This window comes from Sorangium sp. So ce204 (assembly GCF_051526795.1).
GTDB lineage: Bacteria > Myxococcota_A > Polyangia > Polyangiales > Polyangiaceae > Sorangium > Sorangium cellulosum_B.
In genome coordinates this window covers 1,389,018-1,415,814 of sequence record NZ_CP150317.1, presented here as the reverse complement: position 1 = coordinate 1,415,814, position 26,797 = coordinate 1,389,018, and the positions used below count along the sequence as shown (strand labels likewise).

Annotated in this window: 21 protein-coding genes and 1 riboswitch; of the genes, 13 read left to right on the top strand and 8 right to left on the bottom strand. The window is 71.8% G+C overall.

Annotation, left to right across the window (positions count from 1 at the left end; genetic code table 11):
* Positions 1-120: 120 nt before the first annotated feature.
* Both WMF22_RS05165 and WMF22_RS05160 read right to left on the bottom strand, forming a co-directional pair.
* Positions 121-2,661 (bottom strand): ATP-binding protein, encoded by a 2,541-nt coding sequence (locus WMF22_RS05165; RefSeq protein WP_438035037.1) that lies wholly within the window; start codon positions 2,659-2,661, stop codon positions 121-123.
* 72 nt (positions 2,662-2,733) lie between these two features.
* On the bottom strand, positions 2,734-4,638 hold the full coding sequence (locus tag WMF22_RS05160; protein WP_438035036.1) for a hybrid sensor histidine kinase/response regulator: 1,905 nt from the start codon (positions 4,636-4,638) through the stop codon (positions 2,734-2,736).
* A 440-nt stretch (positions 4,639-5,078) separates the two neighbouring features.
* Here WMF22_RS05160 and WMF22_RS05155 point away from each other — a divergent pair, with 440 nt between their 5' ends.
* Positions 5,079-5,573: a hypothetical protein gene (locus WMF22_RS05155; RefSeq protein ID WP_438035035.1), complete on the top strand. Its 495-nt coding sequence runs from the start codon at positions 5,079-5,081 to the stop codon at positions 5,571-5,573.
* A gap of 13 nt (positions 5,574-5,586) precedes the next feature.
* On the opposite strand, the gene WMF22_RS05150 is transcribed toward WMF22_RS05155, so the two are convergent.
* Positions 5,587-7,809 (bottom strand): TonB-dependent receptor, encoded by a 2,223-nt coding sequence (locus WMF22_RS05150; RefSeq protein ID WP_438035034.1) that lies wholly within the window; start codon positions 7,807-7,809, stop codon positions 5,587-5,589.
* Between the two features lie 238 nt (positions 7,810-8,047).
* Positions 8,048-8,255, bottom strand: a riboswitch (cobalamin riboswitch).
* 139 nt (positions 8,256-8,394) lie between these two features.
* On the opposite strand from WMF22_RS05150, the gene typA reads away from it, so the two are divergent.
* Positions 8,395-10,281, top strand: a complete 1,887-nt coding sequence (gene typA / locus WMF22_RS05145; RefSeq protein ID WP_437297989.1) for a translational GTPase TypA — start codon at positions 8,395-8,397, stop codon at positions 10,279-10,281.
* 122 nt (positions 10,282-10,403) lie between these two features.
* Entirely contained in the window at positions 10,404-10,898 is a 495-nt protein-coding gene (locus tag WMF22_RS05140; protein ID WP_438035033.1) for a hypothetical protein, read from the top strand.
* Here the strand turns inward: WMF22_RS05140 and WMF22_RS05135 are convergent.
* Positions 10,886-11,824 (bottom strand): LysR family transcriptional regulator, encoded by a 939-nt coding sequence (locus tag WMF22_RS05135; protein ID WP_437297987.1) that lies wholly within the window; start codon positions 11,822-11,824, stop codon positions 10,886-10,888. The two genes, WMF22_RS05140 and WMF22_RS05135, sit on opposite strands and share 13 nt — an antisense overlap.
* A 216-nt stretch (positions 11,825-12,040) precedes the next feature.
* Between WMF22_RS05135 and WMF22_RS05130 the strand changes: the two genes are divergently transcribed.
* Positions 12,041-12,850: a haloacid dehalogenase type II gene (locus WMF22_RS05130; RefSeq protein ID WP_438035032.1), complete on the top strand. Its 810-nt coding sequence runs from the start codon at positions 12,041-12,043 to the stop codon at positions 12,848-12,850.
* A 199-nt stretch (positions 12,851-13,049) separates the two neighbouring features.
* On the opposite strand, the gene WMF22_RS05125 is transcribed toward WMF22_RS05130, so the two are convergent.
* The gene (locus WMF22_RS05125) at positions 13,050-13,943 is read right to left on the bottom strand and encodes a hypothetical protein (protein ID WP_437297985.1); all 894 of its coding nucleotides are present in this window, start codon (positions 13,941-13,943) and stop codon (positions 13,050-13,052) included.
* Positions 13,944-14,417: 474 nt separating this feature from the next.
* Positions 14,418-15,083 (bottom strand): DUF1990 family protein, encoded by a 666-nt coding sequence (locus WMF22_RS05120; protein WP_438035031.1) that lies wholly within the window; start codon positions 15,081-15,083, stop codon positions 14,418-14,420.
* 236 nt (positions 15,084-15,319) lie between these two features.
* Here WMF22_RS05120 and WMF22_RS05115 point away from each other — a divergent pair, with 236 nt between their 5' ends.
* The 9 genes from WMF22_RS05115 (at position 15,320) to WMF22_RS05075 (ending at position 23,059) form a co-directional block, all read left to right on the top strand.
* Positions 15,320-15,673: a hypothetical protein gene (locus WMF22_RS05115; protein ID WP_437297983.1), complete on the top strand. Its 354-nt coding sequence runs from the start codon at positions 15,320-15,322 to the stop codon at positions 15,671-15,673.
* 5 nt (positions 15,674-15,678) lie between these two features.
* On the top strand, positions 15,679-16,860 hold the full coding sequence (locus WMF22_RS05110) for a caspase, EACC1-associated type (RefSeq protein WP_437297982.1): 1,182 nt from the start codon (positions 15,679-15,681) through the stop codon (positions 16,858-16,860).
* Positions 16,861-16,997: 137 nt separating this feature from the next.
* The gene (locus tag WMF22_RS05105; protein ID WP_437297981.1) at positions 16,998-17,495 is read left to right on the top strand and encodes an HD domain-containing protein; all 498 of its coding nucleotides are present in this window, start codon (positions 16,998-17,000) and stop codon (positions 17,493-17,495) included.
* A complete protein-coding gene (locus WMF22_RS05100) occupies positions 17,467-17,943 on the top strand; it encodes a sigma factor-like helix-turn-helix DNA-binding protein (protein WP_438035030.1) in 477 nt (158 codons plus the stop codon). Before WMF22_RS05105 ends, WMF22_RS05100 begins: the two co-directional genes overlap by 29 nt.
* Positions 17,940-18,779, top strand: coding sequence for a nucleotide-binding enzyme (locus tag WMF22_RS05095; RefSeq protein WP_437297979.1), 840 nt, complete (start codon positions 17,940-17,942; stop codon positions 18,777-18,779). Before WMF22_RS05100 ends, WMF22_RS05095 begins: the two co-directional genes overlap by 4 nt.
* Positions 18,780-18,787: 8 nt before the next feature.
* Positions 18,788-19,861 carry a DUF2169 family type VI secretion system accessory protein gene (locus tag WMF22_RS05090; RefSeq protein ID WP_438035029.1) on the top strand — a complete coding sequence of 358 codons (1,074 nt, stop codon included), beginning with the start codon at positions 18,788-18,790 and terminating at the stop codon, positions 19,859-19,861.
* Between the two features lie 121 nt (positions 19,862-19,982).
* Positions 19,983-20,825: a helix-turn-helix transcriptional regulator gene (locus WMF22_RS05085; RefSeq protein ID WP_438035028.1), complete on the top strand. Its 843-nt coding sequence runs from the start codon at positions 19,983-19,985 to the stop codon at positions 20,823-20,825.
* Between the two features lie 44 nt (positions 20,826-20,869).
* Positions 20,870-22,057, top strand: coding sequence for a methylated-DNA--[protein]-cysteine S-methyltransferase (locus WMF22_RS05080; protein WP_438035027.1), 1,188 nt, complete (start codon positions 20,870-20,872; stop codon positions 22,055-22,057).
* 279 nt (positions 22,058-22,336) lie between these two features.
* Positions 22,337-23,059, top strand: a complete 723-nt coding sequence (locus tag WMF22_RS05075; protein WP_438035026.1) for a glutathione peroxidase — start codon at positions 22,337-22,339, stop codon at positions 23,057-23,059.
* Between the two features lie 197 nt (positions 23,060-23,256).
* On the opposite strand, the gene WMF22_RS05070 is transcribed toward WMF22_RS05075, so the two are convergent.
* Complete coding sequence (locus WMF22_RS05070; RefSeq protein WP_438035025.1) at positions 23,257-24,750, bottom strand: hypothetical protein; 1,494 nt, start codon at positions 24,748-24,750, stop codon at positions 23,257-23,259.
* Positions 24,751-24,931: 181 nt separating this feature from the next.
* On the bottom strand, positions 24,932-26,728 hold the full coding sequence (locus WMF22_RS05065; protein ID WP_437297973.1) for an AMP-dependent synthetase/ligase: 1,797 nt from the start codon (positions 26,726-26,728) through the stop codon (positions 24,932-24,934).
* Between the last annotated feature and the right edge of the window lie 69 nt (positions 26,729-26,797).

Genomic DNA, 26,797 nt, shown 5'->3' with positions numbered 1-26,797 from the left:
CGGTTTGAAACAGCTGGTCTACGGGCCCGCGATCGGGTTGCGATGAATCTCGCGCGAGCTCCGCGTGGAGGTGGGGTGGGAGACCGGCGCCGAGGACGCGCTCGTCTCGTCGAGCCTAGCCTAGCCTAGCCGCGCGACAGGCCGAGCGGGCGGGCTCGCCTCCGCGGACGGCCGTTCGGGCGGGCTCGCCTCCGCGGACGGCCGTTCGGGCGGGCTCGCCTCCGCGGACGGGCGCGCGGGAGGAGGGGTATCGCCTTGCGGACGGGCGCTCGCCGGGCGAGGATCGAGGGGCAGGCGACAGACGAAGCGCGCGCCGTGGACCGAGGCCGGCGCCCCGCGGCACGGGTGTCCGCCGCGGCCGGCGTCGCCGTCTTCTCGTTCTGGTTCCGGCTCTGGCGCGAGGGCGAGCGTGCCGCCGTGCCGCCGGACGATCTCGGTCGAGATCGACAGCCCGAGGCCGGTCCCCTGCCCTCGCGGCTTCGTCGTGAAGAACGGATCGAAGATGCGCTGGGCGAGGTCCGGCGGAACGCCCGGCCCGCTGTCCGAGATCGCGACGGCCGCCATGTCCTCGTCGACCCAGGTCTCGACGCAGATCGCCGGCTCGCCGGGCGCGCGCGGCGCCGCGCCCCCGCCGGAGGTCCCCTCCTCTGCCCGCGCGGCGGGCGCCGGCGGCGCCTCGAGCGCCTGGATGGCGTTGACGAGGAGGTTCATGAACACCTGGTTGATCTCGCCGCCCCGGCAGGTGACGGGCGGCAGCTCGCCGTAGCGCCGCATCACCTCGATGCGCGCCTGCCGGAGCCGCGGGCCGAGCAGGAGCAGCGTCTCCTCGAGCCCCGCGTGCAGGTCGACAGGCAGCGGCTCGCCCGAGACGCGCGAGAAGCTCTTCAGGTTCGTGACGATGCGGACGCTGCGCTCGACCGCGCGGTGGACGAGCGTCGAGATGCCGGCGAGATCGTCGAGCGCCGCCTCGGTCTGGAGCCGCTCGCGGAGCGCCTCGAGCGCGCGGCGGCGCTCGCCCGGGAGATCGCGCTCCGCCTCGCGGTACGCGTCGAGGACGGCGCGGAGCTCCGCGGCGCGCTCCTCGATCGGCTGGGCGGCGCCGGCGATGGCGTTCAGCGGGTTATAGATCTCGTGCGCCACGCCGGCCACGAGCTCGCCGATGGAGGCGAGCCGCTCGCCCTGGATGAGCGCGGCCTGCGTCCGCTTCAGCTCGGACAGGGCGCGCGTGAGCTCCGCGGTGCGCGCGGCCACGTTCTCCTCGAGGCCGGCGCGCTCGGCCTCGAGCTCGGCGATCGTGCGGGACAGCGCCTGCCGCATGCGCTCGACGCTCTCGCCGAGGCCCACGACCTCCTTCGGCCCTGACAGCCGCGGCACGGCGGCGTCGAGCTCGCCGCGCGCGACCTCGTCGGCGGCGCGGGCGAGCTGCGCCATCGGCCGGGAGAGCTCGCGCGCCGCCCGCGCGACGACGCCGAGGGCGGCGAGGACGAGGAGGGACAGCGAGGCGAAGAGCGCGGTGATCGCGTTGAAGTCCTCGTCGAACGACGAGCCGGTGGCGAGCGCGCGGTAGAGGCCGATCGAGGAGAAGAGCGAGAGGAGACCCGTGAACAGGAGGGGCAGCCCGAAGTCGCGCAGCATGCGCCGCCGGAGGGGCGTCGGGGGCGCGCCGCCGTGCTCGGGCGCGCCCGTCCAGGCGCGCAGGAGGTCCACCGCGCGGGCGACCGAGTCCCTGTGCCAGGCGCGCTGGTAGAACGAGACGCCGAAGGCGAAGAGGGCGCCGAAGCCGAGCTGCATGAGCGCGTCGGCGACGCTGGAGGTGGCGCCGACGCGCACGTAGGCCATGCCGATCGCGGTGCACCCGAGCCACAGCGCGAAGTTCAAGGAGGCGAGCACGTCGGGGAGCCGCTCGGCGCGGGCGAGGCCGCGGCCGAGCAGGGCGCGGGCGCCGGAAGGGCCGGCCGCGAGGGCGGCCAGGATCGGGCGCGTGGCGGGGCGCACGGCGAGCGTGAAGCCGAGGGTGCCGGAGAGGGCGAGCAGGGGGACGACCTCGAACCACGCCTGGAACACGACCTGGCTCTGGGTGCGGAGGAAGGCGACGCAGAAGAGCAGCATGACGTGCCCGCCGACGATGCCCGCGGTCGCCGCCGACTCCGCGAGCCTCGGCCGGAGCGCCGCGGCGAGGGCGCGCGCCGAGGCGGCGTCTCCGGCGCCGCCCTCGACGGCGCCTTCGCGGAGCAGCGCGCGGTAGATCGCGCGGCGCATGCCGCCCGCCATGACGCCGAAGGCGACCGCGGTCACAAGGAGGCCGAGCCACGACGGCGGCGTCGCGCGGCCGATCCCGAGCGGGCCTGGCCAGGAGGGGGGCGCGGTCGGGGCGCCCCGGAACGCGAGCGGCAAGACCGCGAGCGGCCACGAGAGGGCGCGGATCGCCGCCGCGACGGCGAAGCCGCGGTCGCCGCGGCGGGTGAGCGCGCCCGAGAGCGCGGCCGAGGCGGCCAGGGAGGCGAGCAGGAGGATCGCCGGCCACGGCGTGGTGAGGGCGGCGGGGACGACGGCGGAGAGGAACAGGAGCGCCGAGAACAGCTCCCAGCCGGTCGCGACGATCTCTGCGCGGACGCGCGTGGCGCGGAGCGCGGCGGGCGGGGGCGGCGGCGGCGTGGTCACGAGGCGGGCGGCATGGAAGCGCAGGGCGCGCGCCCTCGCAATGGCGCCCTGGCCCGCGGCGGGATGAGGCGCTCAGCGGGCTCCAGCGCGATTGGCGATGTCCGCCAGGTGCTGTTTCAGCACCTCCGCGCGGACCGGCTTGACCAGGTGCACGTCGAACCCGGCCTCCCGTGTCATGCGGCGGTCCGATTCCTGGCCGTAACCGGTCATCGCGAACAGCGATAGGCCCGCGAGGCCCGGAATGCGGCGCAGCGCGCGCGCGACGTCATATCCTGTCATGCCCGGCATGCCGATATCGAGCAGCACGACGTCCGGCTGGAGCTGCGCCGCGAGCTCGAGCGCCGAAGGGCCGTCGAACGCGGCGTGCACGTCGTTGCCCATGCGCTTGAGCAGCAGCGCCATGCTCTCGGCCGAGTCGCGGTTGTCGTCGACGACGAGGATGCGCAGCTTGCGCCCGGCCTTCGTCGCGGGCGCGCCCGCCGTCGGCGGCGCGAGGGGGCGCGTCAGCCGCGGCAATCGCACGATGAACTCGCTGCCGCTGCCGGGCCCCTCGCTGAGCGCCTGGACCGTCCCGCCGTGCAGCTCGACCAGCCGGCGCACGATCGTCAATCCGAGGCCCAGCCCGCCCTCGACGCGATCGAGGCCGCGATCCCCCTGCGTGAACAGATCGAACACCTGCGGCAGCAGCTCGGGCGCTATCCCCACGCCGCTGTCGCGGACACGGAGGATCGCGTGCGTGTCGTCCGCCTCCACGGTGACCCGGATCGAGCCGCGCGGCAGCGTGAACTTCGCCGCGTTGTGCAGCAGGTTGCTCGCCACCTGCGTGAGCCGCGCCAGGTCGCCCGAAACGATGGCGAGCGGCTCGGCGGGCAGCTGCAGCTCCAGGGTCTGCTCGCGCGCGTCGATCCAGGTCCGGGACGCTTCCGCCGCGCGCGTCACCACGTCGGCGAGATCGATCCGCTTGGACTCCAGGGCGATCTTGCCGCGCGTGATGCGGCTCACGTCGAGCAGGTCGTCGACGAGCCGCACGAGCTGACCGAGCTGCCGTTCCATCAGGCCGGCTGCCCAGACGACCTGGGCGTTGTCCTTGCCTTCGAGCTTGAGGACGCTGGTCGCGTTGGCGATCGGCGCCAGCGGATTGCGCAGCTCGTGCGCCAGCATCGCCACGAATTCCTCCATCTGGCGCGCGTTGGACTCCATCTGCTCCAGGCGCTTGCGCTCGCTCAGGTCACGCGTGATCTTGGAGAAGCCGCGCAGTTCGCCGCTCGGGCCGTGGATGGCCGTGACGAGGACGCTCGCCCAGAACGACGACCCGTCCTTGCGCACGCGCCAGCCTTCGTCCTCGAAGCTGCCTTCGCGACGCGCGGCGGCGAGCACCGCCTCTGGCCGGCCGCGCTCGATCGCCTCGGCCGGATAGAAGCGCGAGAAGTGCGTCCCGATCACCTCTTGCGCGGAGTATCCCTTGATCCGCTCCGCGCCGGCGTTCCACATGGTCACCCTGCCCTCGGGGTCGAGCATGAAGATGGCGTAATCCTTCACGCCTTCGACCAGCGTGCGGAAGCGCTCCTCGCTCTGCCGCAGCGACTCTTCCTGGCGCTTGCGCTCGGTCAGATCGCGCGTGATCTTGCAGAAGCCGCGCAGCTCGCCGCCGGGGCCGTGGAGGGCCGTGATGATGACGTTCGCCCAGAACATCGAGCCGTCCTTGCGCACGCGCCAGCCTTCGTCCTCGAAGCGGCCCACGCGCCGCGCTTCGGCGAGCTCTGTCTGTGGCCACTTCCGCTCGATCGCCTCGGCCGGATAGAAGCGCGAGAAGTGCGAGCCGATCACCTCTTGCGCGGAGTATCCTTTGATCTGCTCGGCGCCGGCGTTCCACGTGATCACGCGCCCCTCGGTGTCCAGCATGAAGATGGCGTAGTCCTTCACCCCTTCGACCAGCAGGCGGAATTGCAGATCGGCGCCGAGCTCCGTCGGATCCATGCGGCACAGCCTACAGCATGGGTGCACGTTTGCCACGCGGCGAGGCTCTCCGTTCCCGTCCTGCTCTCCGCATCTGCGAGCCGTCATCGTGGCGGCCGGCAGCGGCGAGTGACGAGCACAGCAATGGCCCCATGAGCCGGCGTCGAGAGCGCCCGCTGGCGGCCGCGCGGGGCCACCGCTGGCCGCTCGAAGGGTTCGAGAGTGCCAGGGCGGACTCATCGATTGTGGCGCCATCGAACGTGTCCGGCGCGAGCCACCCAGCCTCGAGGGCACCGGGGTTGTCTTGCCCATCAGCTCCGAGGGCGCGCGCCGCCGATCCGTTGCCGACGCCCGGTGGCTCACGCTCGATTTGGTGTGCGTGTCGCGGGCGAAGAAACGCCGGTGTACCCTGAGGCCCCCGCGAGCATCTCCGCTGCGACCGCTCCAGAACGAGCACCATCATGCATCCCGACCCCTGGCACGTGGTCACCAGACAACCGGACTACGTCCTGGCTTCCTGGCACCGGATCTTCTGTGTCATCTGGCGCCGCGAGACGACCGAGGACGGCGCGCGCCACCTGAGGGACGCGTGCGCGGAGTTCGCCAAGAAGCACCCGCGCGGCATAGGGCTGCTCACCCTCATCGAGAGCGGGGCGTCGTTGCCGCCGGCGCCCGCGCGCAGGGCGATCGCGAGCTTCCTTGCGGAGGCGAGCGCGTCCATCAGGTGCTCAGCGGTTGTCTTCGAGGGCTCGGGGTTCCAGGCGGCGATGGTTCGCAGCGTCGTGACAGGGCTCACGCTCCTTGCCCGTCAGCGTTATCCGCACAGGGTATGTGACCTCCGGAAAGCCTGGCAGATGTTCGCGGCGCTCCTGCCCGCGGCGACGGGCGCCGCCGTGAGCGAAGCCGCGTTCCGTGCGTCGCTCGACGCGCTACGCGAGGACCTCCGCCGGACATGAGCCGGCGCGGCGCCTACTCCCAGTACAGCGTCGCCCGCCCGATCGCCGTGAACGGCCACCCTGGCGAGTAGTGGATCCCGGTGACCGGGGCCGGCTCGTACGGCAGCCGCGACGCGCTCGCGAACTGGACCTCGCGCCACGTCGTGTCGAACAGGTTCTGGATGTCCGCGGCCACCTCGACGTTCTTCCACCGCAGCCCGGCGTTGGCGTCGACGACCGTGAACCCCTCGGCGGTGAGCGACTCGTCCTCGGTCGCGGGCCGCGCGCCGATCGCCTTGACCCGCAGCGCCGCGAACGGCGTGAACGCGCCGAACGTCGGGCGGACGCCGACGCCCGCGGTCAGCGTCCGGGTCGGCGCGAGGGCGACCGCGCTCGCGTTGCCGGCGTTCTCGCGGAAGCGCGCGCGGGTGAAGGTCGCGTCCACGTCCGCGAAGAGCCAGCTCCCGAGCCGGTAGCGCCCGCCGATCTCGATCCCGTAGCGCCGCGTCTGCCCCGACGCCTCGGTCGCTCCCGCGTCGCCGCTCCAGACCAGCTCCGAGTCCAGGTCGAGCAGGAACGCGGCCCCGCTCAGCGACAGCCCGCGCAGGGGCGCGACCCGCACGCCGACCTCGTAGCCCGTCGCGGGCGTGATCAGCGTCGCCGCCCCCTCGCCCAGCACCGCGCCCTGCGCGTCGTTCGAGTGGAAGCCCCGCCCGAAGTGGGCGAACAGATCAACCCCCTCGGCGGGCGACACGATCGCCGTGAGCTTCGGGAGCAGCTGCATCTGTCCCCGGGCGCCGCTCGACCTGTTCCCCGCCGCCTCGAGGTCCTCGCCCGGATCGTCCACGTTGACGTCGATCCACTGCGCGCGCGCCCCGAGCACGACGCGGAGCCAGCGCCGGAGCCGGGCGTCCTGCTCGACGTAAACGCCGATCTGGCTCTCGTCGACGTGGGTCCTGCTCTTCTCCTCGATCCGATCGCGCGCCTCGTCGTGGTGGAGGGACTTGTCGATCGCGTCCGCGCGGATCTGCGCGCCGAGCGAGGTCGTGAACCTCGCCCCGCCGATCTCGTATTGCCGGCGGAACCGGAGATCGGCGCCCCCGACGGCGCGGTCGTCGTTCTGCTCGATCTGGTCGCCGTGGACGGGGTCCTCGCTGAAGAACGTGAAGTTCGAGTACAGCGTGAAGCGGTAGCGGACGAGGTAGGCGAGCGCGCTCAGATCGGCGTCCCGCCACGCCATCGAGGTCGCGACGGACGCCATGTGCCGCTCGGTCGCCCCGCCCTCGGTCGGATCCACGGCGCCGAAATGGTCGATGCACGGCTGTCCGAACGCCGACGGCGGCGGGTTCAACCCGCCCTGCTCACCCTCGCCGCACACGGCGCGCGCGGGGATCTGGCCGGAGCCGTGCCAGGTCGATCCATACGACATCCAGGTCATCTGGACCTTGCCTGTGTTGCCCAGATCGTGCGTGGCCCGCAGGTACACGTTGAAGCGCTCGAGCCGCTCCGGGCTCAGAAACGGCCCGTCGTTCCGGTAGATCTCCGCCGCGGCCACCGCGCGCCACGCGTCGCCGAGATCCGGCGAGGCGATGACGAGGCCGCGCTGGATACCGTACTGCCCCAGGCTGACCTGCGCGTGGCTCTCCTCGAGCTTCTCGGCGAAGCGCAGGTTGACGGCGCCCGCCGTACCGAAGTCGCCGATGCTCGCGTAATAAGGCCCCTTGTACCCGTCGAGCCCTGTCACGAGCTCCGGGATCATGAAGTAGAGATCGGTGAAGCCGTGCCCGTGGCCGTGGCTGACCATGTTGACGGGCACGCCGTCGACGAAGAAGGCGACGTCGGTCCCGTGGTCCGCGTCGAATCCGCGGAGGAAGTACTGGTTCGCCTTGCCGCCGCCCGCGTGCTGCACGGCGAAGAGCCCGGGGACCGCCTCGAGGAGGTCGCCCGGCCGGAGCCTCGGCCTGAGCTCGAGCTCCCGGTGTCCGACGGAGACGCGCGACGCGGCCTCGCTGCCCGGCTTCTCCGCCTGGATCGTGACCTCGATCGCGGCGTCGCCCGCGGGCGCGCCCTCGCCGGCGGGCGCTGCAGCGGCGGCCTCCGGCGGGGCAGCGGCGGCCTCCGGCGGGGCAGCGGGCGACTCGGGGGCGAGGCCCTCGGCGCGCGCGGGCCGCGCGGCGGCCAGCACCATGGATAACGCGGCGAGCAGATGAAATGGATGGCGGTGCCCGTGGCTCGTAGTGACCGTCTCGCGCAGCATTCGTGTCCTCCTTCGCCGCAATCGCGCGGAGCGGCGTCGGGCCGCTCGCGTCGAGCTCCGCGAGGACGAAATGGCTGGCCATCGCACGGTGCGCTGGACCGACCTCTCGCCCCCGCGGGCGACCGGAAGGCGACGCGGGGGGCGGTTCGGTATCCGGGACGTGGCAGAGGCAGAGCTGCACCGGCTCGGACCTCACCGCCTCCCTCGAGGCTCCCAGGTCGAACCGGCGCCGGATGTCTCCCGCCGCCGGGCGCTGGCAGGTCTTCGGGCTCGCGAGCGCTCCGGTCTGACCGGCTCCCTACTGTCCACCGCTTCCCAGCCCTCGTCGGGCCAGTGCATGGGGTGGAGGTCGTTCTCGCTTACCGCTGCGGGGCAGCCCCGGAGTTTCACCGGGTTCCCTCTTCGGCCCAGGCGAACGCCCGGGCACCAGCGCGGCGCGCACCCTATGGCCGCGCGCCTCCGGCTGTCAATCGCTACCGCTCCCCTCGCCCGCTCGGCGCGCGCCGCTCCCGCGCCTCGCGCTCCTCATCCGAGCGCCTCGACGCGCGGCCCCCGTGCAGGCCGAACGTTCGGGCTCTAGCGAGGATGGGCTCGCTCCTCCGTGGGTCGCGTGCTACACGGCCGCCGCCGTATATGCCCCGTAACGATCTCCGCAATATCGCCATCGTCGCCCACGTCGACCACGGGAAGACGACCCTCGTCGATCACATGCTGCGCCAGTCGGGCGCCTTCCGAGAGAACGAGGTCGTGGCCGAGCGGGTCATGGACTCGAACGACCTCGAGCGGGAGCGCGGCATCACCATCCTCGCGAAGAACACGAGCATCCGGTACCGCGGGGTCAAGATCAACATCGTCGACACGCCCGGCCACTCCGACTTCGGCGGCGAGGTCGAGCGCACGCTCATGATGGCCGACGGGGCGCTCCTCCTCGTCGACGCCGCCGAGGGCCCGCTGCCGCAGACGCGCTTCGTGCTCTCGAAGTGCCTCCAGCGCGGCTTCCCTGTCATCGTGGTCATCAACAAGATCGACCGGAGCGACGCGCGCGCCCACGAGGTGCTCTCCGAGGTGTTCGACCTCTTCTGCGACCTCGAGGCGAGCGACGCGCAGATGGACTTCTCGACGCTCTACGCGATCGCGAAGTTCGGCCAGGCGAAGCGCGAGCTCGAGCACGAGGCGAAGGACCTCGAGCCGCTCTTCGAGACCATCCTCGAGCGGGTCCCCGGCCCCTCCGGCGACCCCGACGGCCCGCTCCAGGTCATCGTTTGCAACACGACCCACGACGAGTACGTGGGCCGGCTCGCGGTCGGCCGCGTGGTCCGCGGCACCGCCCGGTCCGGCGCCGACGTCGCGCTCCTCGCCGAGGGCGGCCAGTCGCGCGGCTACGTGAAGATGCTCTACGCCTACGAGGGGCTGAAGCGCGTCGCGGTCGAGAGCGCCGTCGCGGGCGAGGTGATCGCGATCGCCGGGATCGACGCGGTCACGATCGGCGACACGATCACGGATCCGGCGCACCCCGAGGCGCTGCCGCGCATCGTGGTCGAGGAGCCGACGATCAAGATGAAGATCGGCGTCAACACGTCGACCTTCGCCGGCAAGTGCAAGCAGTCGAAGTTCCTGACGAGCCGTCACCTGAAGGAGCGGCTCGAGCGCGAGGCGATGAAGAACCTCGCGATCCGGGTGGAGCCGACGGAGGTGCCCGACACGTTCGTGGTGCTCGGCCGCGGCGAGCTCCAGCTGGCGATCCTCGTGGAGACGATGCGGCGCGAGGGGTACGAGATGCAGCTCTCGAACCCCGAGGTGGTGACGCGCGAGATCGACGGCGAGGTGATGGAGCCGCTCGAGCTCGTGGTCGTGGACGTGCCGGACACCTACGTCGGCATCGTGACCGAGCGCCTCAGCTCCCGGCGCGGCCGGATGGTGAAGATGACGAACCCCGGCTTCGGCCGCGCCCGCCTCGAGTTCCGGGTGCCGTCGCGCGGGCTCATCGGCTTCCGCGGCGAGTTCCTGACGGCGACGCGCGGGACGGGCCTGCTCAACACGATGTTCGACGGCTGGGCGCCCTGGGGCGGCCCGATGATGCGCCGCCCGACCGGCGCCATCGTCGCCGATCGCGTCGGCGTGGCGACCCCGTACGCGCTGCACCACCTGCAGCCGCGCGGCATGTTCTTCATCGTCCCCGGCGTCGAGGTCTACGAGGGGATGATCATCGGCGAGCACAACCGGCCGAACGACACCGACGTCAACGTCATCAAGGAGAAGAAGCTGTCGAACGTGCGCAACCACGGCAAGGACGAGAACGTCCTCCTGGCCAGCCCGCGGCTGCTCACGATCGAGACGGCGATGGAGTGGATCGACGGCGACGAGCTCGTCGAGGTCACGCCCGACGCGGTGCGCGTCCGCAAGAAGGTGCTCGCGTGCAACCGCCGGGAGCGCCGCGAGGACGCGATCGAGCAATCGCAGGCGGTGGAGTGAGCGGCGGGGGCGCGCGGAACGTGCGACGCGCGCCGCTGCCGTGCCTGCCGCGCTGGCCATCGGGGCGCGCGGAACGTGCGACGCGCGCCGCTGCCGTGCCTGCCGCGTTATAAGATGCCCTGATGAGAACGACGCTGATCTTCGCTTTCCTGGCTTCGCTGATCGCGCTCTCGGGGGCGGGTGCTTGCGGCGGGGCCGTCGTCGTCGACGGGCTCCCCGGGAGCTCCGACGGCGCCGGGGGCGCCGGCGCAGCCGGGGGCTCGCAGTCGGCGAGCTCCGGCGGGGCCTCTGTCGAGGAGCAGAGGGCCTCGTGCGATTTCTTCTGCACGCTCTTCGACGGCGTCACGTGCCCGGAGCTCCGGTGTGCCGAGCGCTGCGCCGACCTGCTCTCCGTGCAGCGCCCGTGCAACGCGCTGACCGCCCCTTTCTTCGATTGCATGGGCGAGACCATCGCCTCCGTGAACCATATCCCCTGCGAGTACCTCGCGCCGTCGATCGCGTCGCTCTTCGATTGCGTGAGCGGGCGCGATCCGGAGTGCAGGACCGATTTCCTGCCCCAGACGTGCGACGCGCCGTTCGAGGAGCTCAGGGCGTGCCAGCGCGATCAGGGCCGGTAGCGGGGGCGCTCGCCGCCTGACGCGCGCGGCCGCGCGCCGGGGTCGAGGGCGCTCCGGAGCGGCCCGAGGGCGTCGGCGACGAACGCGACGAGCGCCTTCACGCGCGGCACCCCGCGCGTGTCGCGGTGCACCCCGAGCCACAGCTTGCGCCCTGGCGGCGGCGAGGGCGGCGAGAGCAGGCAAAGGCCGGCTGTCGCGTCGCCCAGGTAGCGGGGCAGGCAGACGAGCCCGACGCCGGCGGCCCCCATCGTCGCCTGGGGCTCGCGGCCGTTGGTGCGCGCGGCGACGCGGGCCTTCGCGGCGACGGCGCGCACCCACGACAGGTCGGCGATCGCCGGAGGCTCGTCGTTCATGGTGACGAGGGCGTGGCCCTCGCACTGCCGGCCCCAGTCCGGCGGGCCGTGCTCGGCGAGGTAGGTCTCCGATGCATAGAGCCCGAACCCGATCCGCGCGACCTCGCGCTGGAAGACCTCGTGGTGCTCGAACGCGGCGGGGCGAAGGGCGATGTCCGCTTCTCGACGCGGCAGGCTCAGCCACCGCGCGTCCGCGATGAGATCGACGGAGATGGCGGGGTGGCGCGCGAGGAACGGGACGAGCAGCGGCCCGAGGACGCGCGTGGCGAGCCACTCGGACGCGGTGATACGGAGGTGGCCTCTCAGGCCTGCGTCGCGTCCGGCGGCGGCGCGCTCGGCGGCGAGCGCGTCCTGCTCCATGCGCTCGGCGTGGCCGAGCACGCTCTCGCCCGCGGCCGAGAGCGCGAACCCCGACGGCGAGCGCTGGAAGAGCCTCGCCCCGAGGCGCCGCTCGAACGCCGCGACGCGCCGCCCCACGGTCGGCTGGGTGACCTTCAGGACGCGCGCGGCGGCGGAGAGGTTGCCGTGCCGCGCGACGGCGAGGAAGTAGCGCAGATCGTCCCAGTCGAGCATGGCTCCGGGGCGCGGGGCGCTGCTGCCGGAGAGCGCTCCGCGCCATGCAAAGGTGCATGGCGAGTCTACGTCGATGGCGGATCCCCGGGCAACGGCGGACCGCGCATGCTCTCCCGCGTGCGTTCCCGCACCCGCGACCCCGCGCACCCAGGCACTCGCGCGCTCGCGCGCTCGCAGGTCGCGTGGTTCACGTCGGAAGATCGGATGGAGGCTGGCATGTTGACGAATCGTCGTGAGTTTCTCCACCGCGTGACCGGCACGGCCGCGGCGGGCTTCCTGGGCTCTGCCCCGGCCGGGACCACCTCCTGTGCCGCGCAGCACGGGCCGGCGCCGCCGCGGCCGGCGGCCGGGTCGAAGATCAAGGCGGTCGCCTTCGACGCCTTTCCCATCTTCGATCCGCGCCCGATCGCGGCGCTCGCGGAGGAGCTCTGTCCGGGCAAGGGGGCATCGCTGAGCGAGGCGTGGCGCGCCCGGCAATTCGAGTACACGTGGCTCCGGGTCGCGTCCCACGAGTATGCCGACTTCTGGCAGGTGACGGCGGATGCGCTTGTGTTCGCCGAGCGCGCGCTGGCGCTCGATCTCGGGGAGGAGAAGCGGGCGCGGCTCCTCGGCGCCTACCTCGATCTCCGGGCGTGGCCCGACGTGCTGCCGGCGCTCCGGGCGCTGAGGGGCGCGGGGATCCGGCTCTCGTTCCTGTCGAACTTCACGCCGAGGATGCTCGGGGCCGCCATCGAGAGCTCCGGTCTGGGGGGCCTGTTCGAGCACGTGCTCAGCACGGACGGGGCGAGGACGTACAAGCCGGATCCTCGCGCGTACCGGATGGCGCTCGACGCGTTCGGCCTCACGCGCGAGGAGATCGCGTTCGTCGCCTTCGCCGGCTGGGACGCCGCGGGGGCCCGGTGGTTCGGCTATCCCACGTTCTGGGTCAACCGCCTGGGCCTGCCGGCCGAGGAGCTCGGCGTGCGCGCCGACGCGACGGGAGCGAGCCTGTCGGATCTCGTGGAGTTCGTGAAGGAGAGGGCGTGACCGGCGGGGCCATGCCGTCGACGACCGAGTCGAGGCTGGAGCGACAAACGGGCTGAAACCACGATAAAAAGCAGGAATTTCACAGGGAGGCGGGGAGGCGGGGAGCGAGAGACGGCAAGAGGGAGAAATTCATTTCTTCTTCCTCCCCGCCTCCCCGCCTCCCTGTGAAAATTCTCCGGGTTTCAACGCAATCGGTGTTCTAGGGATTCCCCTGCTGCACGGCCTCGTCTCCGACCGTGCTTTGCTCGACCTCGTCGCCGTCGATCGGGGCGGGCGCTTCCGGGTCCTGCTGCTGTCCCCCGCCTTGAGCCGGTTGCGCCCGCGCGAGCAGGCGCGGCGTGATCTGCTCGAAGTCGTCGCCGTGGAAATAGTACCCGATCCTCCGGAGGTGCTGGTGACGCCGCACGATCAGGGTCCACAGCCGATCTCGCGCGTCCTCGGCGGGCGATCTCTCCTTCTTCTTCACCTCGACCCGCGCGCCGTTCGGGGTCAGGTTCTCGAGCAGCCACTCGCTCGTGCGCCCGAGCTTCTCGATCTCCTCCCGCGTGAACGGGTGAAGCCCCTTCAGGGCGCCCGCGTGCCGCAGGAACAGCGTCGCGAGCTCCATCCCGTCCCGGGCCATATCGTACTTGCCGGTGCCGGCCCGGATCTGCGCGACCCGGTCCTTGTCGAGCAGCCCGCGCCGGGCGAAGAGCTCCGCCTGCGTCAGCAGCTCCTCGCGCGGGCCGCTGATCTCCTGGAGCGCCCGCTCTATCTCCCTCGGGCTCGCCGTGCGCGGCAGCGCTTCGCGCGAGGCGAAGAGGAGCGCCCTGGCGATGTCCGGCAGCTGCAGCACCTCTTTCAGAGGGATGCTGGGCAGGTGCTCGCTCACGGCCTGGGATTGCTTCCTGGTGCCGCACACCGCCGCGACGCCGCGCTTCACATTGACCAGCACGATGCGCGGGTCGGCGCGGCACCCCTGCACCTCGGCCTCCGGGATCTCCGCTGCCATCGGCAGGTATTGCCTGTAAAGGGCCTCGTAGCTCCGGGTCTGCTCGTCTCCCGCCGCATCCGCCGGCGGGGCACTCTCTTGTCGGCTTTTCGTTCTCGCCATATCGCGGACCATAAGCAGCGGTCATCACGAGCGAAAGTGGCCGGTCATCGCCTGTAATCTGGTGAGGCATCATGCAGAGTCGCCCGCGCCCGCGAACCTGAGCGAGCCGCCGCGGGCAGGTTTGTATGCTGCACTTCATCGGGAGGCGCGTGCGTACTCAAACTTGCATGATGTCTTACTTTTAGATGAGGCCCCGCAGGCAGATCTACATGCTGGGTTACTTCCGGACGAGGCACCGCAGGAACTTTTGTATGATTTTTCACTTCAACGAGCCGCCGTGCAGGGGCGCTCGTCCGATCCCCGGCTCCCGGGGCTCCCAGGAGAGGCGGCGCCGGGAGTTGCGGAGCTTCGAGGCGCTGCGCAGGATGCGATTCCGGGTGCCGGCGGATGGCAGTGCGGGCCCTCGCGTGATGTGGTGAAGGGAGCTCGGCGCGCGGGGCCCGATCACGGGGACCGCTCCGCTGCCGGCGCGCCTCACGGCGGCGAGGTCACGGCGCTGCGCATGGCGCGCATGGAGTCGCGGGCGAAGCGCCCCTGGACCCGGCGCGCGTAGGGATAGCCGAGCCGGGCGAGGAGGTGGTTCGGCCGGGAGACGGCGAAGATGTCGTAGGCGACCTCGCCGGAATGCTCGTCGTGCTCGACGAGGAAGCGCTCCTCGCCGCGCTCGCCGTGCTCCTCCAGCGTCCCGTAGGCGAAGCCGAACCGGCGCACAGGGCCGCTCGTCTCATCGACCGTGGAAACGATCCGGCACGCATTCAGCCAGTGAATCCCGAGCACGCGGACGAGGATCGCCACGGTGACGCCGGCCATCAGGGGAGCGTCGGGATAACAGAGCTCGACCCAGCCGAGCCGGAACTGCGCCCAGCGCCGCATCGCCTCGACAGCGCGGTCGAAGAGCGCTGTGCCCTGGCCGAGCACCGCGCGGTGGTGGTCGACGTTGAAGCGGGCAGGCGGCCGCGGGCGGCCATCGCCAGCGCCGGTGCAGCCGACCTCCGCGTACGAGAGCGGCCGGCCCGCCTGGCGAGCGAGGAAGGCGCGGATCGCGGCATCGGAGGGGCGGGCGCGGGAGAGCACGAGGGGCAGGATAGCCGACCGCGGAGACGCGATCTCCCGCACCGCTTTCCAGTCACGACGAAGCACGAGGAGCACCTTCGCGGCTGACCGGCCTGCACGGATCCGAGACGCCTCTCTCGGAGGGATCAGCATGGATATGAGATGTGCTGGACGCTCGCGAAGCAGGCTTCAGGCGCGCTTCGCAGGTCGAGGACGACGGCGCGTTCACCACGCGATCCCGCGCGCGCGCCTGGCACCTGCCAGCGCGCGCTGATACGCTCCTCGGCGACTCGTAACAGCGAGGAGGTGCATGGCCAATGGACATGCAGTTCAAATTTCACGACGCCGATGTCGAGGCGGACCAGCTGGACGCGATGCTCGAGAGCCTGATGCGGGACATCGGCACCGCGGGCGCGACCCCGCGCCGCGCCGTTGAAGGCCACCTCCCGAGGAACGCGAAGGGAGACGCGTTCACCGTCGGCGCCATCGCGCTCGCCGCGCTCCCCGCGGTGCTTCCCCAGGTGATTCAGCTCGTCAATGAGTGGGTCGTCCGCGCGCCGAGGCGCCGCATTCGCATCCGGGGGAAGAACGGTCTGGAGGTCGAGTTCACCTCGGACAAGCCGCTCGGGGAGAAGGAAGTGCTCGACCTCGCGCGCCGCATCAGCACAATCAAATGACAGCCATGGACAGAGATCCTGTGCTGGGCGGACGGGACCGCATCGCGCTCATCATCGCGAACGGAATGTATGCGGACGGCAGGTTGCGCTCGCTCCAGGCGCCCGCCCTCGACGCATCGAAGCTCGCCGACACGATGGGAAACCCGGACATCGGCGATTTTCGCGTCCAGCGCTGCGTCGATGGCAGCCAGCTCGAAGTCCGGAAGGCCATCGGCGCGCTCTTCCATCGCCGCCATCCAGAGGATCTGCTCGTCCTCTACTACTCCGGTCATGGCCTGAAGGACGACTGGGGTCACCTCCACCTCGCCACACACGACACGGAGAAAGAGCTCTTCAGCGCGACCTCGGTCGACGCGGCCTGGATCAGCCGCCAGATCGATCAGTGCCCCGCGAAGCGCATCGTCCTGATCCTCGACTGCTGCTACAGCGGCGCGTACGAGAACTCCGCCAAGAGCGAGCAGGACAGCGTCGACATCGCCGGGACGTTCATGGGAGACGGCTCGGGTCGCGTCGTGATCTCCGCCACGACGTCGGTCCAGCTGGCGTGGCAGGCCGACCAGCCCGTGGGGGTGCCCCCGCAGTCGATCTTCACCCGCCACATCGTCGAGGGCCTGTCGACCGGCACAGCCGATCTGGACCGAGACGGATACGTGGATGTCCACGAGCTCTGCGAGTACGTGCAAGCGAGCATCAAGGCCGAGGGAGGCCGGCAAACCCCGCAGATGTGGACGCAGAAGTACGAGGGGCGGCTGCGCATCGCGAAGGCCCCGCTCCGGCCCACCATCCCGGCGTCGGGCGGGAACACCTCGATCACCCACGAGCTCTTCGTGTGCAACGGGCCCCTCGCAGGTCGGCGGTTCGTGCTCCCCCCTGGAGAGTTCACGGTAGGGCGAGAGCCCGACTGCTTCATCCGCCTCGATGATCCGAAGGTGTCGCGAAAACACGCGACGATCGTCGTCGGAGCGGATGAGGTGCGCGTGATCGACCAGGGGAGCACCCACGGGACCAAGATCGACGATCAGCGCATCACGAGCGCCTTGCTCCCGCAAAACGGCCAGATCGTCGTCGGGGGCACCGTGCTCAGGCTGGTCCGCCTGGAGGCCCCAGGCACACGTCAGACCGCGGAGACGGTCGCGCACCCGCCCACCGGGCCGAGGAAGCGCTCGGCCACTCTGTTCACTCCCTGAGCCCTGGCGCAGGGGGCGCCCGCGCTATGCTTCGGCTCGCCTGGCGCGCGGGGCCTCCCGGTGGGTGTGACCGCGCCCCAGGGTGAAGTGGCACCGCTCGCCCGCAGCCCGCGGGCGGCCTGACCGCCCCCCCGTCGATGCACAAGGACCTCCTCGATCTCCTCCTCGCCCTCGACCGCGTGCCGCAGGATCCGCGCTGGCATCCCGAGGGCGACGCGCTCTTCCATTCCCTGCAGGTCTTCGACCTGGCCCGCCGCGAGACAGCGGATCGCTCGCTCTGGGCCGCGGCCCTGCTCCACGACGTCGGCAAGGCGTTCGCCTGCGCCGACCACGCCGAGGAGGGGGCCGACGTGCTCGCGGAGCTCGTGTGCCCGCGGATCGTCTGGCTCGTGCGGCACCACCTCCACCTGCTGCGCGCGCCCGGCGCGACAAAGCGGCGCCTGCGGCGCACGAAGGCGCTCGCGGACCTCGCGCGGCTCCGCCGCTGGGACGTCGGCGGCCGCTCGCCCGAGGCGACCGTGCTCCGCCCCGAGGCCGCCGTGGAGCTCCTGCTCGACGGCGCAGACTGGACCCTCCTCTCGATCGGCGGCGAGCCCGCCCCCTCCGATGACCTGCGAAAGGAGCCGCTCGCCTGAGCGCAAGGTCCGCCGGGAGGTCCTCTGCGACGACGTCGACCGCTGGGGCGACGACCGCCGGCTCTGGGGCGGCGAGGCCGAGCCGCCCGGGCGAGCGCGGCTCTGCGCGGCGGTGCGGGACGCGGTCGAGACGGCGCTGACGGCGAAGCAGCGGGAGGTCGTCGAGGCGTATTTCTTCGACGGCCTTTCGCAGGGCGAGATCGCGCGCCGCCTCGGCGTGGCGCAGCAGGTGGTGCAGAAGCGCCTGTTCGGGGCGCCGCGGGGCGACCGGGTGGTCGGCGGCGCGATGCTCCGGCTGCGGCAAGCCCTCGAGCCGGCGGTCGCCGCGGCGCCGGCGCGGGCGGCGGCGCCGCGAGCTGCGGCGCCGGCGCAAGCGGCGGAAGCGCCGGCGCGGGCGGCGGAGGCGCCGGCAGCGCGCGCGGCGCGGGTGGCGCGGGTGGCGCGATGAGCGCCGAGCGCTTCGGCGGGCTGCGGGCCCGCATCGCCGCGGAGGCCGCGCGCCTCATGTACGAGGAAGGCGTGGACCAGTACTTCACCGCCAAGCGGATGGCCGCGAAGCGGATCCTCGGCCAGGTGGAGGGGCGGCGGGCGCGCTACCGGCCCGCGGACCTGCCCTCGAACGGCGAGATCCGCGAGGCGCTGCTCCTCTTCGCCGAGCGCGCCGAGGGGAACCAGCGGACGCGCCGGCTCTTCGCGCTGCGCATCGTGGCGCTGGAGGCCATGCGCGCGCTCGCGCCGTTCTCGCCGCGGCTCATCGGCTCGGTCTCCACCGGCCATATCCGCCGCGGCAGCGACGTCGATCTGCACGTGTTCCCCGCCGACGAGGAGGCGCTGGAGCGGCACGTTCGGGCGCTCGGCTGGACGTTCGACCGGGAGCGCGTGACGATCCAGAAGGGCGGAGAGCTCCGGGAGTACGTCCACTACCACGTGGCGGACGCGGCGCCCCTCGAGCTCACGGTGTACGCCCCGCGCGACCTGAGGGCGCGGCCCCGCAGCAGCACCGATGGCAAGCCGATCGTGCGCCTCGGCGTCGCCGCGCTCTCGGCGCTCTGCGCCCGGGATCACCCCGGCGCGTGGGAGCGTTACCTGGAGACCGGCGAGGTGGAGGGCATGGACGCGCTGCTCGAGGCGGACGAGGACGAGCCGCTCCCCGGGCCGTTCGATGGGCTGCTCCACGAGTCTGGCGGCGCCGGCGAGGGCGGCGACGAGCCGGCCTGCGCCGAGCCCGGCGAGGAGGACGACCCAACTCAAGACTACGAGCCGCTCCCCGGCTTCGAGGATTGACCCTCGCGATGCCCCGGTGCTCTCATGGCGCGGTGAAGCCCGAGGACCCGCCCGTTCCCAGCGCGATTGCGGGGCCTTCCGGAACGGCGGCGGCGGGGGTGATGTGGCGCGCGCGGGGGCGGCTCCACCTCACGGTGATCGCCAAGGCGACCTTCGCCTTCGTCGACGGCGCACCGATGATCCCCGTCGAGCCGCAAAAAATCATCGATGCCGACATCCACCATCACAACCACCCGGGCCGCAGCGTCCGGTTGACGAGCGATCTCGCGCCCTACCTCGCGCGCATCGACGTGTTCTTCACGGGCCACGCGTACGCGCCGCCGGGCCCGCCCGCGGCGCCCTTCTCCGTGCGCCTCGCGCTCTTCGCCGGCGAGCGCCCGATCCTCGACAAGGCGCTCTCGATCGAGCCCGGCGGCGCGGAGAAGGCGATCCCGCTCGCCTACGAGCGCGCATTCGGGGGGCTCGGCATGGCCGACAACCCGTTCGGCACCGATCGCCCGGCCGTCCTGGATCCCTCGCGGCGCGACCGCCCGGCGGGCTTCGCGCCGCTCGGGAGCGTGTGGCCGTCGCGCAGGCGGCTGCTCGGGCGTACGCCCCACAAGGCGCTCGAGGGGCCCATCCTCGAGATCCCCGACGATTTCGACTGGAGCTACTTCCAGGCGGCCCCCCCCGATCAGCGCGTCGAAGCCTTGGTCGGCGACGAGTGGCTCGTGCTCGCGGGGCTCCACCCGACGCTCGCGGCGCTGCGGACGCGGCTCCCGGGGGCGCGCGCCCTCGCGCGCGTCCATGGCCTCTCCGCGTTCGGCGTCACGGAGGGGCAGCCGCTCGATCTCGTGCTGGACACGCTGCACGTCGACGGCGACCGGCAATCGTGCTCGCTGGTCTGGCGGCGCAGCTTCCCGCTCGCGGAGGCAGCGGCGCTCGCGGCGGTGCGTGTCGTCGTCGGCGTCGAGGTGCCGGGCGCCCCGCCCGCATGGCTGGCTCCTGCCGAGGTCGCGATAGCCGCCCAGAGCGCCGTCGCGACGTCCGATCCGACAGGGGTGACGCTCAACCGGTCCGATCGAGACGTCGTCAGTACGTGAGCGAGGACGTCGCGCAACCCATCCCGGAGGCGCTGACGACGGGCGCGGCGCCGCGCGGCGGCGCAGCACGGGCGCAGGGCGCGTTGCCCGGCCTCGCCGCCGCAAGTACATTCGTTGACCCATGGACGTCACGACGCTGGTGCGGGGCGACGCCATCTCGGTGGTCGACTACCGGTGCCGCTCCGGACCCGGGGACGCGCCGTTCGCCGAGCTCCACCGCGGCTTCTCCGTCTCCTACGTGCGCGAGGGCAGCTTCGGTTACCGCGTCCGGGGGCAGGCGTTCGAGCTCGTGGCCGGGTCGGTCCTGGTCGGCCACCCCGGCGACGAGTACACGTGCTCGCACGAGCACGTCGTCGGGGACGAGTGCCTTTCGTTCCAGCTCGCGCCGGCGCTCGTCGAGGCCCTCGGCGACGGCGCCGGCGCGTTCCGGGCCGGCGGCCTGCCGCCGGTGCCCGAGCTGATGGTGCTCGGCGAGCTCGCGCAGGCGGCCGCCGAGGGCAGGAGCGACATCGGCGTCGACGAGGTGGGGGTGCTCCTCGCCGCCCGCTTCGTCGAGGTCGCCTCCGGCCGGAAGCGAAGGCCGCCGGACACCGGGGCGCGCGACCGCCGCCGCGCCGTCGAGGCGGCGCTCTGGCTGGACGAGCACGCGCACGAGCCGATCGACCTCGAGGGGGCGGCGCGGGAGGCCGGGCTCAGCCCGTTCCACTTCCTGCGGGTCTTCGGGAAGGTCGTCGGCGTGACCCCGCACCAGTACCTGGTCCGCGCCCGCCTGCGCCGCGCGGCGCGCCTCCTCGCCGACGGCGCCCGGTCGATCACCGACATCGCGCTCGACGTCGGGTTCGGCGACCTCTCCAACTTCGTCCGCACCTTCCGCCGCGCGGCCGGCGTCTCGCCCCGCGGCTTCCGGAAGGCGGCGCGGGGGGATCGCAAGATCTTCCAAGATCGCCTCGCCGCGCGCTCCTAGGATGGCCGCCGGACGCGGGCGCCCCGCCTGCCCGCGAGGACCCCATGACAGTAGCGGCACACGGCTTCCTCCTGTTCGACACGGCGATCGGCCGCTGCGGCATCGCGTGGGGCGAGCGCGGCGTCGCCGCCTTGCAGCTCCCCGAGGCGCGCGAGCCCGAGACGCGGTCGCGCCTGCTCCAGCGCCTCCCGGGCGCCCGGGCGGCGGCGCCGCCGCCCGAGGTGCAGCGCGCGGTCGACGCGATCGTCGCGCTCCTGCGCGGCGAGGCGAGCGACCTGTCCGCCGTCGCGCTCGACATGGAGCGGGTGCCGCCGTTCCACCGCCGCGTCTACGAGGTCGCGCGCACCATCCCGCCGGGCGCGACGCTGACCTACGGCGAGGTCGCGGCGCGCCTCGGGGCGGTCGGCTCGGCGCGCGCCGTGGGGCAGGCGCTCGGGCGGAACCCGTTCGCGATCATCGTGCCGTGCCACCGCGTGCTCGCGGCCGGCGGCAAGGCCGGCGGCTTCTCCGCGAACGGCGGCGTCACGACGAAGCTCCGCCTCCTCGCGATCGAGGGCGGCCAGGCGCGCGGCGCTCCGGAGGCCGCGCCCGGCGGCGACCTCGGCTTCGATCCGGGCGCCGCCGTCGAGCACCTGCGCGCGTCCGACGCGGCGCTCGCGCGCGTCATCGACGCGGTCGGGCCGTTCGCCATGCGGATCGACAGGACGTCGAGCCTCTTCCTCGCGCTCGCGGAGTCGATCGTCTACCAGCAGCTCACCGGCAAGGCCGCCGCGACCATCTTCGGGCGCGTGCGCGCGCTCTTCCCGCGAGCGCACGAGGGCCCCACGCCCGCGCAGCTCCTGCGCGCCTCCGACGAGAAGCTCCGCGGCGCCGGCCTCTCGCAGGCGAAGCTGCTCGCGCTGCGCGACCTCGCGCGGAAGACGGAGGACGGCGAGCTCCCCACGCTCGCCGAGGTCCACGGCATGGCCGACGAGGCGATCATCGAGCGCCTCACGCGGGTGCGCGGCATCGGCCGGTGGACGGTGGAGATGCTCCTCATGTTCCGCCTCGGCCGCCCGGACGTGCTGCCCGTGGACGACTACGGCATCCGCAAGGGCTTCGCGCTCGCGTTCAAGCGGCCCGAGCCGCCGGCGCGCGCGGACCTCGAGAAGCGCGGCGCGCGGTGGAAGCCGTACCGCACGGCGGCGAGCTGGTACCTCTGGCGCGCGGTGGATCTGGCGCGGGGCGGCTGACGCCTCGCCCCGCGGCGGCGCTGGGGTTGCCCAGCGGGGCGCCTCCTCTGGCGCGCGCGGTCGCCGTCGCCCGGGCGAGCAGCCTTCGCGGCGCGGCCGTCGGTCGAGCTCGCCATGGCGGCGCGGCCCTCGGTCGCGCTCGCCGTCGCGCTGGCCGGCGTCGAGGCTGGGGGCTACGTTCTCGCCGGCCCGAGAGCGCCGCGTGGAGCGCCGCACGACGCTGGACAAGGTTGCCGTCGCGGATGGCAACGAGGAGAGCACGGGAGGAGTACGTCAGTCATGCTGAAGAACCTCGAAGGGCAGCGCGTTCCGGATGTCACGTTTCGTACGCGTGTCGACGGTCAGTGGAAGGACGTGAGCACCAAGGACGTGTTCGCCGGCAAGAAGGTGGTTGTGTTCGCGCTGCCGGGCGCCTTCACGCCGACCTGCTCGAGCAGCCACGTGCCGCGCTACAACGAGCTCGCGGAGGAGTTCGAGCGGCGCGGGGTGGACACGATCGCGTGTGTGTCCGTGAACGACGCGTTCGTGATGGATGAGTGGTGCAAGGCGCAGGAGGCGGACAAGGTCCAGTTCCTGCCCGACGGGAACGGGGAGTTCTCCGAGAAGATGGGCATGCTCGTCGACAAGGCGAACCTCGGCTTCGGCAAGCGCTCGTGGCGCTACTCGATGCTTGTCGACGACGGCGTGATCAAGAAGATGTTCATCGAGCCCGAGGTGGAGGGGGATCCCTTCGATGTGTCGGACGCGGACACGATGCTGAAGTACCTGGATCCGTCGTCGGAGTCGCCGCACGACGTGCTGCTGTTCACGAAGCCGGGCTGTGGCTACTGCACCAAGGCGAAGCGGCTCCTCGACGCGCGGAAGATCCCTTACGAGGAGGTGGCGGCCTCGCCGCGCCGCCTGCGCGCGGTGAGCAGCAAGGGCTCGACCCCGCAGATCTTCATCGACGGCAAGCACATCGGCGGCGCCGACGAGCTCGAAGCCTACCTCGCGAAGGCCTGATTCACGGAGGCGGCCCGGAGCGACAAACGGGTTGAAACCACAAGAAAGAGCAGGAATTTCACGGGGAGGCGGGGAGCGAGAGACGGCAAGAGGGAGAAATTCATTTTCTTCTTCCTCCCCGCCTCCCCGCCTCCCTGTGAAAATTCTCCGGGTTTCAACGTGCTCGGTGCTCGGAGCGCCCCCGGCGACGGGGGTGCCTACGCGCCGCCCTCCGGGTCCGACGGCTCGGCGCGGAAATGGGTCACCGCCGGCGCCGAGGCCGGCGACACCGAGGCCGGCGACACCGCCGGCACCTCCACGGGGGCGACGGCCGAGCTGCGGCGCGCCGCGGCGGCGCACCTGTCGCTGTTCATGGCGAACTGCCCGATGCTGCTCCATAACCTGTCGAACTCGGCCTGATCGAAGGTCGACCGGGACTGGAACAGGTCGTATCCGCCGTATTTCGGGTCCGCTCCGTCGCCGTCCTCCGGGGCGATGAACCGATAATGGCCCATCACGTCGGCGTGGTCGGCGTCGACCAGGAAGCTGCGCTTCGTGTCCGGATAGACCATCGATACGCAGTTGACGATCCCGTCGTTCATCTCCGGCGTGAGCGGCTCGGTCTGGGTCGGGTTCTCGAACCGTGGCACGGAGCAGGGCGGCCCGAGGGCCTCGACCACCTTCGGCTCCTTGATGTTGGCCGTGATGCCGTGAAAGATGCCAAAGGCGCCCAGGAACGGGCCGCCGGGGTCACGCTTTGCCCGGGTGACGATCGACCGGAGCGCGATGCCCCGGTCCTCGTAGTACTTGCTCAGCTCCTCCTCGAGCTCCGCCCCGAGGAGGCTGGCTTTCCTGGTCCGCTTCGCGCTCTTGATGGAGGCCGCGAGCTCGCGCGGCCAGGCGCCGATACCGCGCGCGGACAGGCCGTGCCTGGACCAGCGCTCCTCGCGCGACGGCCGGCCTGACAGCGGCAGGGGATCGAGATCCTCGAAGGCCTCGGTGTCCTCGGCGACGTGCAGCAGCCAGCGGAGCACGTTGAAGTACTCGCCGCGCGCCTCGGCCCTGGCGAGGTCGTCGCACGGCAGCGCGTGGAAGCGCTCGATCGTGTCGAGGGCGGCGCGGACGATGCCGTCCGATTGGCCGAACACCTGCAGGAGCGTCTTCGCGCGGCGGGCCGCGGAGCTCGCGTCCTTCGGGCCAGCCAGGCGGAGCCACCAGTGGAGGGCCCCGGCCAGGCCCGTGAGGAGGGGCTGCCTCCGGTGGAGGACGTGGGCGAGGTTCGTCCCGCGGTGCGGCGTCGAGAGGAACTGGATCGAGCAGACGCTCTCGAGGATGCGCTCCACCGGGACGCCGTAGACAGACCCTTTCTGCTCGGTCTCGGCCAGGAGCAGGAGCATCAGCGTCTTGATGTCCCGCCCGCCTGTCGAGTGGCCCACGAGGTGGACGCAGTCCCGCTGGCCGCGGCCCGCGCCCCCATGGAACACCCCCTGCCTGAACCGATCCGCGAGCCAGCGGAGGAGCGCGTGCGCGCGGGTGTCCACGCTCGCCGTGGGCAGGTTCGGGAAGCAATGCACCGAGAGCGGGCCTTGATACGGCCCGGTATCCGTGTTTCGGAGGATCTCCGTGACACCGCTGTAATAGACGATCGAACCCAGGATATCGAAACCCGCAAAGCCCGGCACGAGCACGAGGTGGCTTCTCGGTGAACTCATGGCTTTTCCCTCCCACATGAAACGGCCGCGCGCATCCCTCCGGGAGATGAGCGGCAGCCCGACGTTCTCTGATCGAGCGGGCGCTCGACGAACGCGCCGCGGGGCGCCTCGTCCAGGGCCGGACGAGCGCCGCGGGGCGCTCGCCGGCCGGCCGCCCGCCGGCGGGGCCGGCGGCCCCCGCTCACTCGGCGGGATACATCTCGTCGATGGTCCCGCGGAAGCGCTGCTCGATCACGTTGCGCTTCATCTTGAGCGTCGGCGTCATCTCGCCGTCCTGCACCGAGAACTCGCGGCCGAGGACCGTGAACCGCTTGATCTGCTCGAAGCTGGCGAGCTCCGCGTTCAGCGCGTCGACGTGCGCCTTCACCTGGCCGACCACCTCGGGGCTCGTGATCGCGGCGTCGCTGCCCAGGGCGCCCCGCTCCTTCAGCTCGGCGAGCTTGACCTCGGTCAGCGTGATCAGCGCCGAGATGTACTTGCGGCCGTCGCCCACCATGCACACCTGGCTGATGATCTCCGCCGCCTTGAGCCGCTCCTCGATCGGGAGCGGCGCGATCATCTTGCCGCCCGAGGTCTTGAGGATCTCCTTCTTGCGGCCCCGGATCTTGAGCTGTCCGCGGTCGTTCCACTCGCCGAGATCGCCCGTGTGCAGCCAGCCGTCCTCGAGCGCGGCCTCCGTCGCCGCCTTGTCCTTGTAATAACCCACGAACACGTGCCGGCCGCGGGTCAGGATCTCGCCGTCCTCGGCCAGCTTGAACTCGACGCCCGGCACGGGCTTGCCCACGGTGCCCGCGCTCTCGATGCCCGGCTCGGTCATGCAGATGACGCCTGTCGACTCGGTCTGGCCGAAGTCCTCGAGGATCTCGAGGCCCAGCGCGCGGAACCACGTCGAGATGTGCGGCGCGAGCGCCGCCGCGCCCGAGGCGAGCACCTCGGCCTTGCCCAGGCCGAGCGCCGCGCGCACCTTGCCCAGCACGAGCTTGTCGGCGAGCTTGAGCTGCAAGGCGTCGAGCGCGCTCGGCGCGCGCTGCGCGTACTTCGCCTGGGCCACGCGGGCGCCCACGGCGAGCGCCCACTCGGCCAGCTTCTTCTTGGCGCCCTTGCCGCCGCGCACCTTCGCCATCACGCCTTCCATCATCTTCTCCCAGAGCCGCGGCACGCAGAGCAGCAGCGTGGGCTGCACCTCGGGCAGCTCGCTCGAGACGTTCTCGAACTTCGAGCAGAAGTTGACGGTGTAGCGCTGGGTAAGGCCCGCCCCGACGCACTGGAGCTTCTCGGCGATGTGACAGAGCGGGAGGAACGAGAACATCGTGCCGCGCGCGAACGGCAGGTTCCAGTACTTCACGGCCATGTCGGCCGTGTAAGCCAGGTTGTCGTGCGAGAGCATGGCCCCCTTGGGGTTGCCCGTCGTGCCCGAGGTGTAGATCAGGAACGCGCCGGCCCTGGGGTCGATCTTCGCCAGGTAGTCGGCGAACGTCTTCGCGCCCGGCTGCCCCGCGAGCGCGCGGCCCTCGGCCAGGGCCTGCTCGTACGAGATCGCCTTGGGAGAGATCGATGTGTCGCCGTCGAAGACGAGGATCCAACTCACGCTGTCAGGGACGGAATACTCGCCCTTCTCTCCGGAGATCTTCTGAAAGTACTCCTTGTTTTGCACCGAGAGCAGCGTCGCCTCGGTGTGGTTCAGGATGTACTGGATGTCTTTCGCGGTGGAGTTCGGGTAGAGGCCCGCCGACTTGCCCCCGACGAGCAGCGCCGCCAGGTCGACGTGGACCCACTGCGGGCAGTTGTACGAGAGGATCGCGCCGACCTGGCTCGCGTCGAAGCCCCTGGACTCCAGGAACAGCGCGAGGTGGTGAACCCGGTCACGGTACTCGCGCGCGGTGAGCGTCTTCCACTCGCCTTGAGATTTGAAGCGCTGGGCCGGCGCGTCAGGAGATTCGTTGGCCCACTGTTCCAGACGGTGGAGGACGGTGCTCATTGCATCTCCTGCGGCTCAAGGCCTCGGGGGTCGCGGGGTGGTCAGGATGCGGGAGCCGCCGGTGCATTG

Coding starts and splice junctions, on each gene's coding strand:
- WMF22_RS05160 (WP_438035036.1), bottom strand. CDS start 4,638: ATGGATCCGACGGAGCTCGGCGCCGATCTGCAATTCCGCCTGCTGGTC.
- WMF22_RS05155 (WP_438035035.1), top strand. CDS start 5,079: ATGCATCCCGACCCCTGGCACGTGGTCACCAGACAACCGGACTACGTC.
- WMF22_RS05150 (WP_438035034.1), bottom strand. CDS start 7,809: ATGCTGCGCGAGACGGTCACTACGAGCCACGGGCACCGCCATCCATTT.
- typA (WP_437297989.1), top strand. CDS start 8,395: ATGGGCTCGCTCCTCCGTGGGTCGCGTGCTACACGGCCGCCGCCGTAT.
- WMF22_RS05140 (WP_438035033.1), top strand. CDS start 10,404: ATGAGAACGACGCTGATCTTCGCTTTCCTGGCTTCGCTGATCGCGCTC.
- WMF22_RS05135 (WP_437297987.1), bottom strand. CDS start 11,824: ATGCTCGACTGGGACGATCTGCGCTACTTCCTCGCCGTCGCGCGGCAC.
- WMF22_RS05130 (WP_438035032.1), top strand. CDS start 12,041: ATGTTGACGAATCGTCGTGAGTTTCTCCACCGCGTGACCGGCACGGCC.
- WMF22_RS05125 (WP_437297985.1), bottom strand. CDS start 13,943: ATGGCGAGAACGAAAAGCCGACAAGAGAGTGCCCCGCCGGCGGATGCG.
- WMF22_RS05115 (WP_437297983.1), top strand. CDS start 15,320: ATGCAGTTCAAATTTCACGACGCCGATGTCGAGGCGGACCAGCTGGAC.
- WMF22_RS05110 (WP_437297982.1), top strand. CDS start 15,679: ATGGACAGAGATCCTGTGCTGGGCGGACGGGACCGCATCGCGCTCATC.
- WMF22_RS05105 (WP_437297981.1), top strand. CDS start 16,998: ATGCACAAGGACCTCCTCGATCTCCTCCTCGCCCTCGACCGCGTGCCG.
- WMF22_RS05100 (WP_438035030.1), top strand. CDS start 17,467: ATGACCTGCGAAAGGAGCCGCTCGCCTGAGCGCAAGGTCCGCCGGGAG.
- WMF22_RS05095 (WP_437297979.1), top strand. CDS start 17,940: ATGAGCGCCGAGCGCTTCGGCGGGCTGCGGGCCCGCATCGCCGCGGAG.
- WMF22_RS05090 (WP_438035029.1), top strand. CDS start 18,788: ATGCCCCGGTGCTCTCATGGCGCGGTGAAGCCCGAGGACCCGCCCGTT.
- WMF22_RS05085 (WP_438035028.1), top strand. CDS start 19,983: ATGGACGTCACGACGCTGGTGCGGGGCGACGCCATCTCGGTGGTCGAC.
- WMF22_RS05080 (WP_438035027.1), top strand. CDS start 20,870: ATGACAGTAGCGGCACACGGCTTCCTCCTGTTCGACACGGCGATCGGC.
- WMF22_RS05075 (WP_438035026.1), top strand. CDS start 22,337: ATGCTGAAGAACCTCGAAGGGCAGCGCGTTCCGGATGTCACGTTTCGT.
- WMF22_RS05070 (WP_438035025.1), bottom strand. CDS start 24,750: ATGAGTTCACCGAGAAGCCACCTCGTGCTCGTGCCGGGCTTTGCGGGT.
- WMF22_RS05065 (WP_437297973.1), bottom strand. CDS start 26,728: ATGAGCACCGTCCTCCACCGTCTGGAACAGTGGGCCAACGAATCTCCT.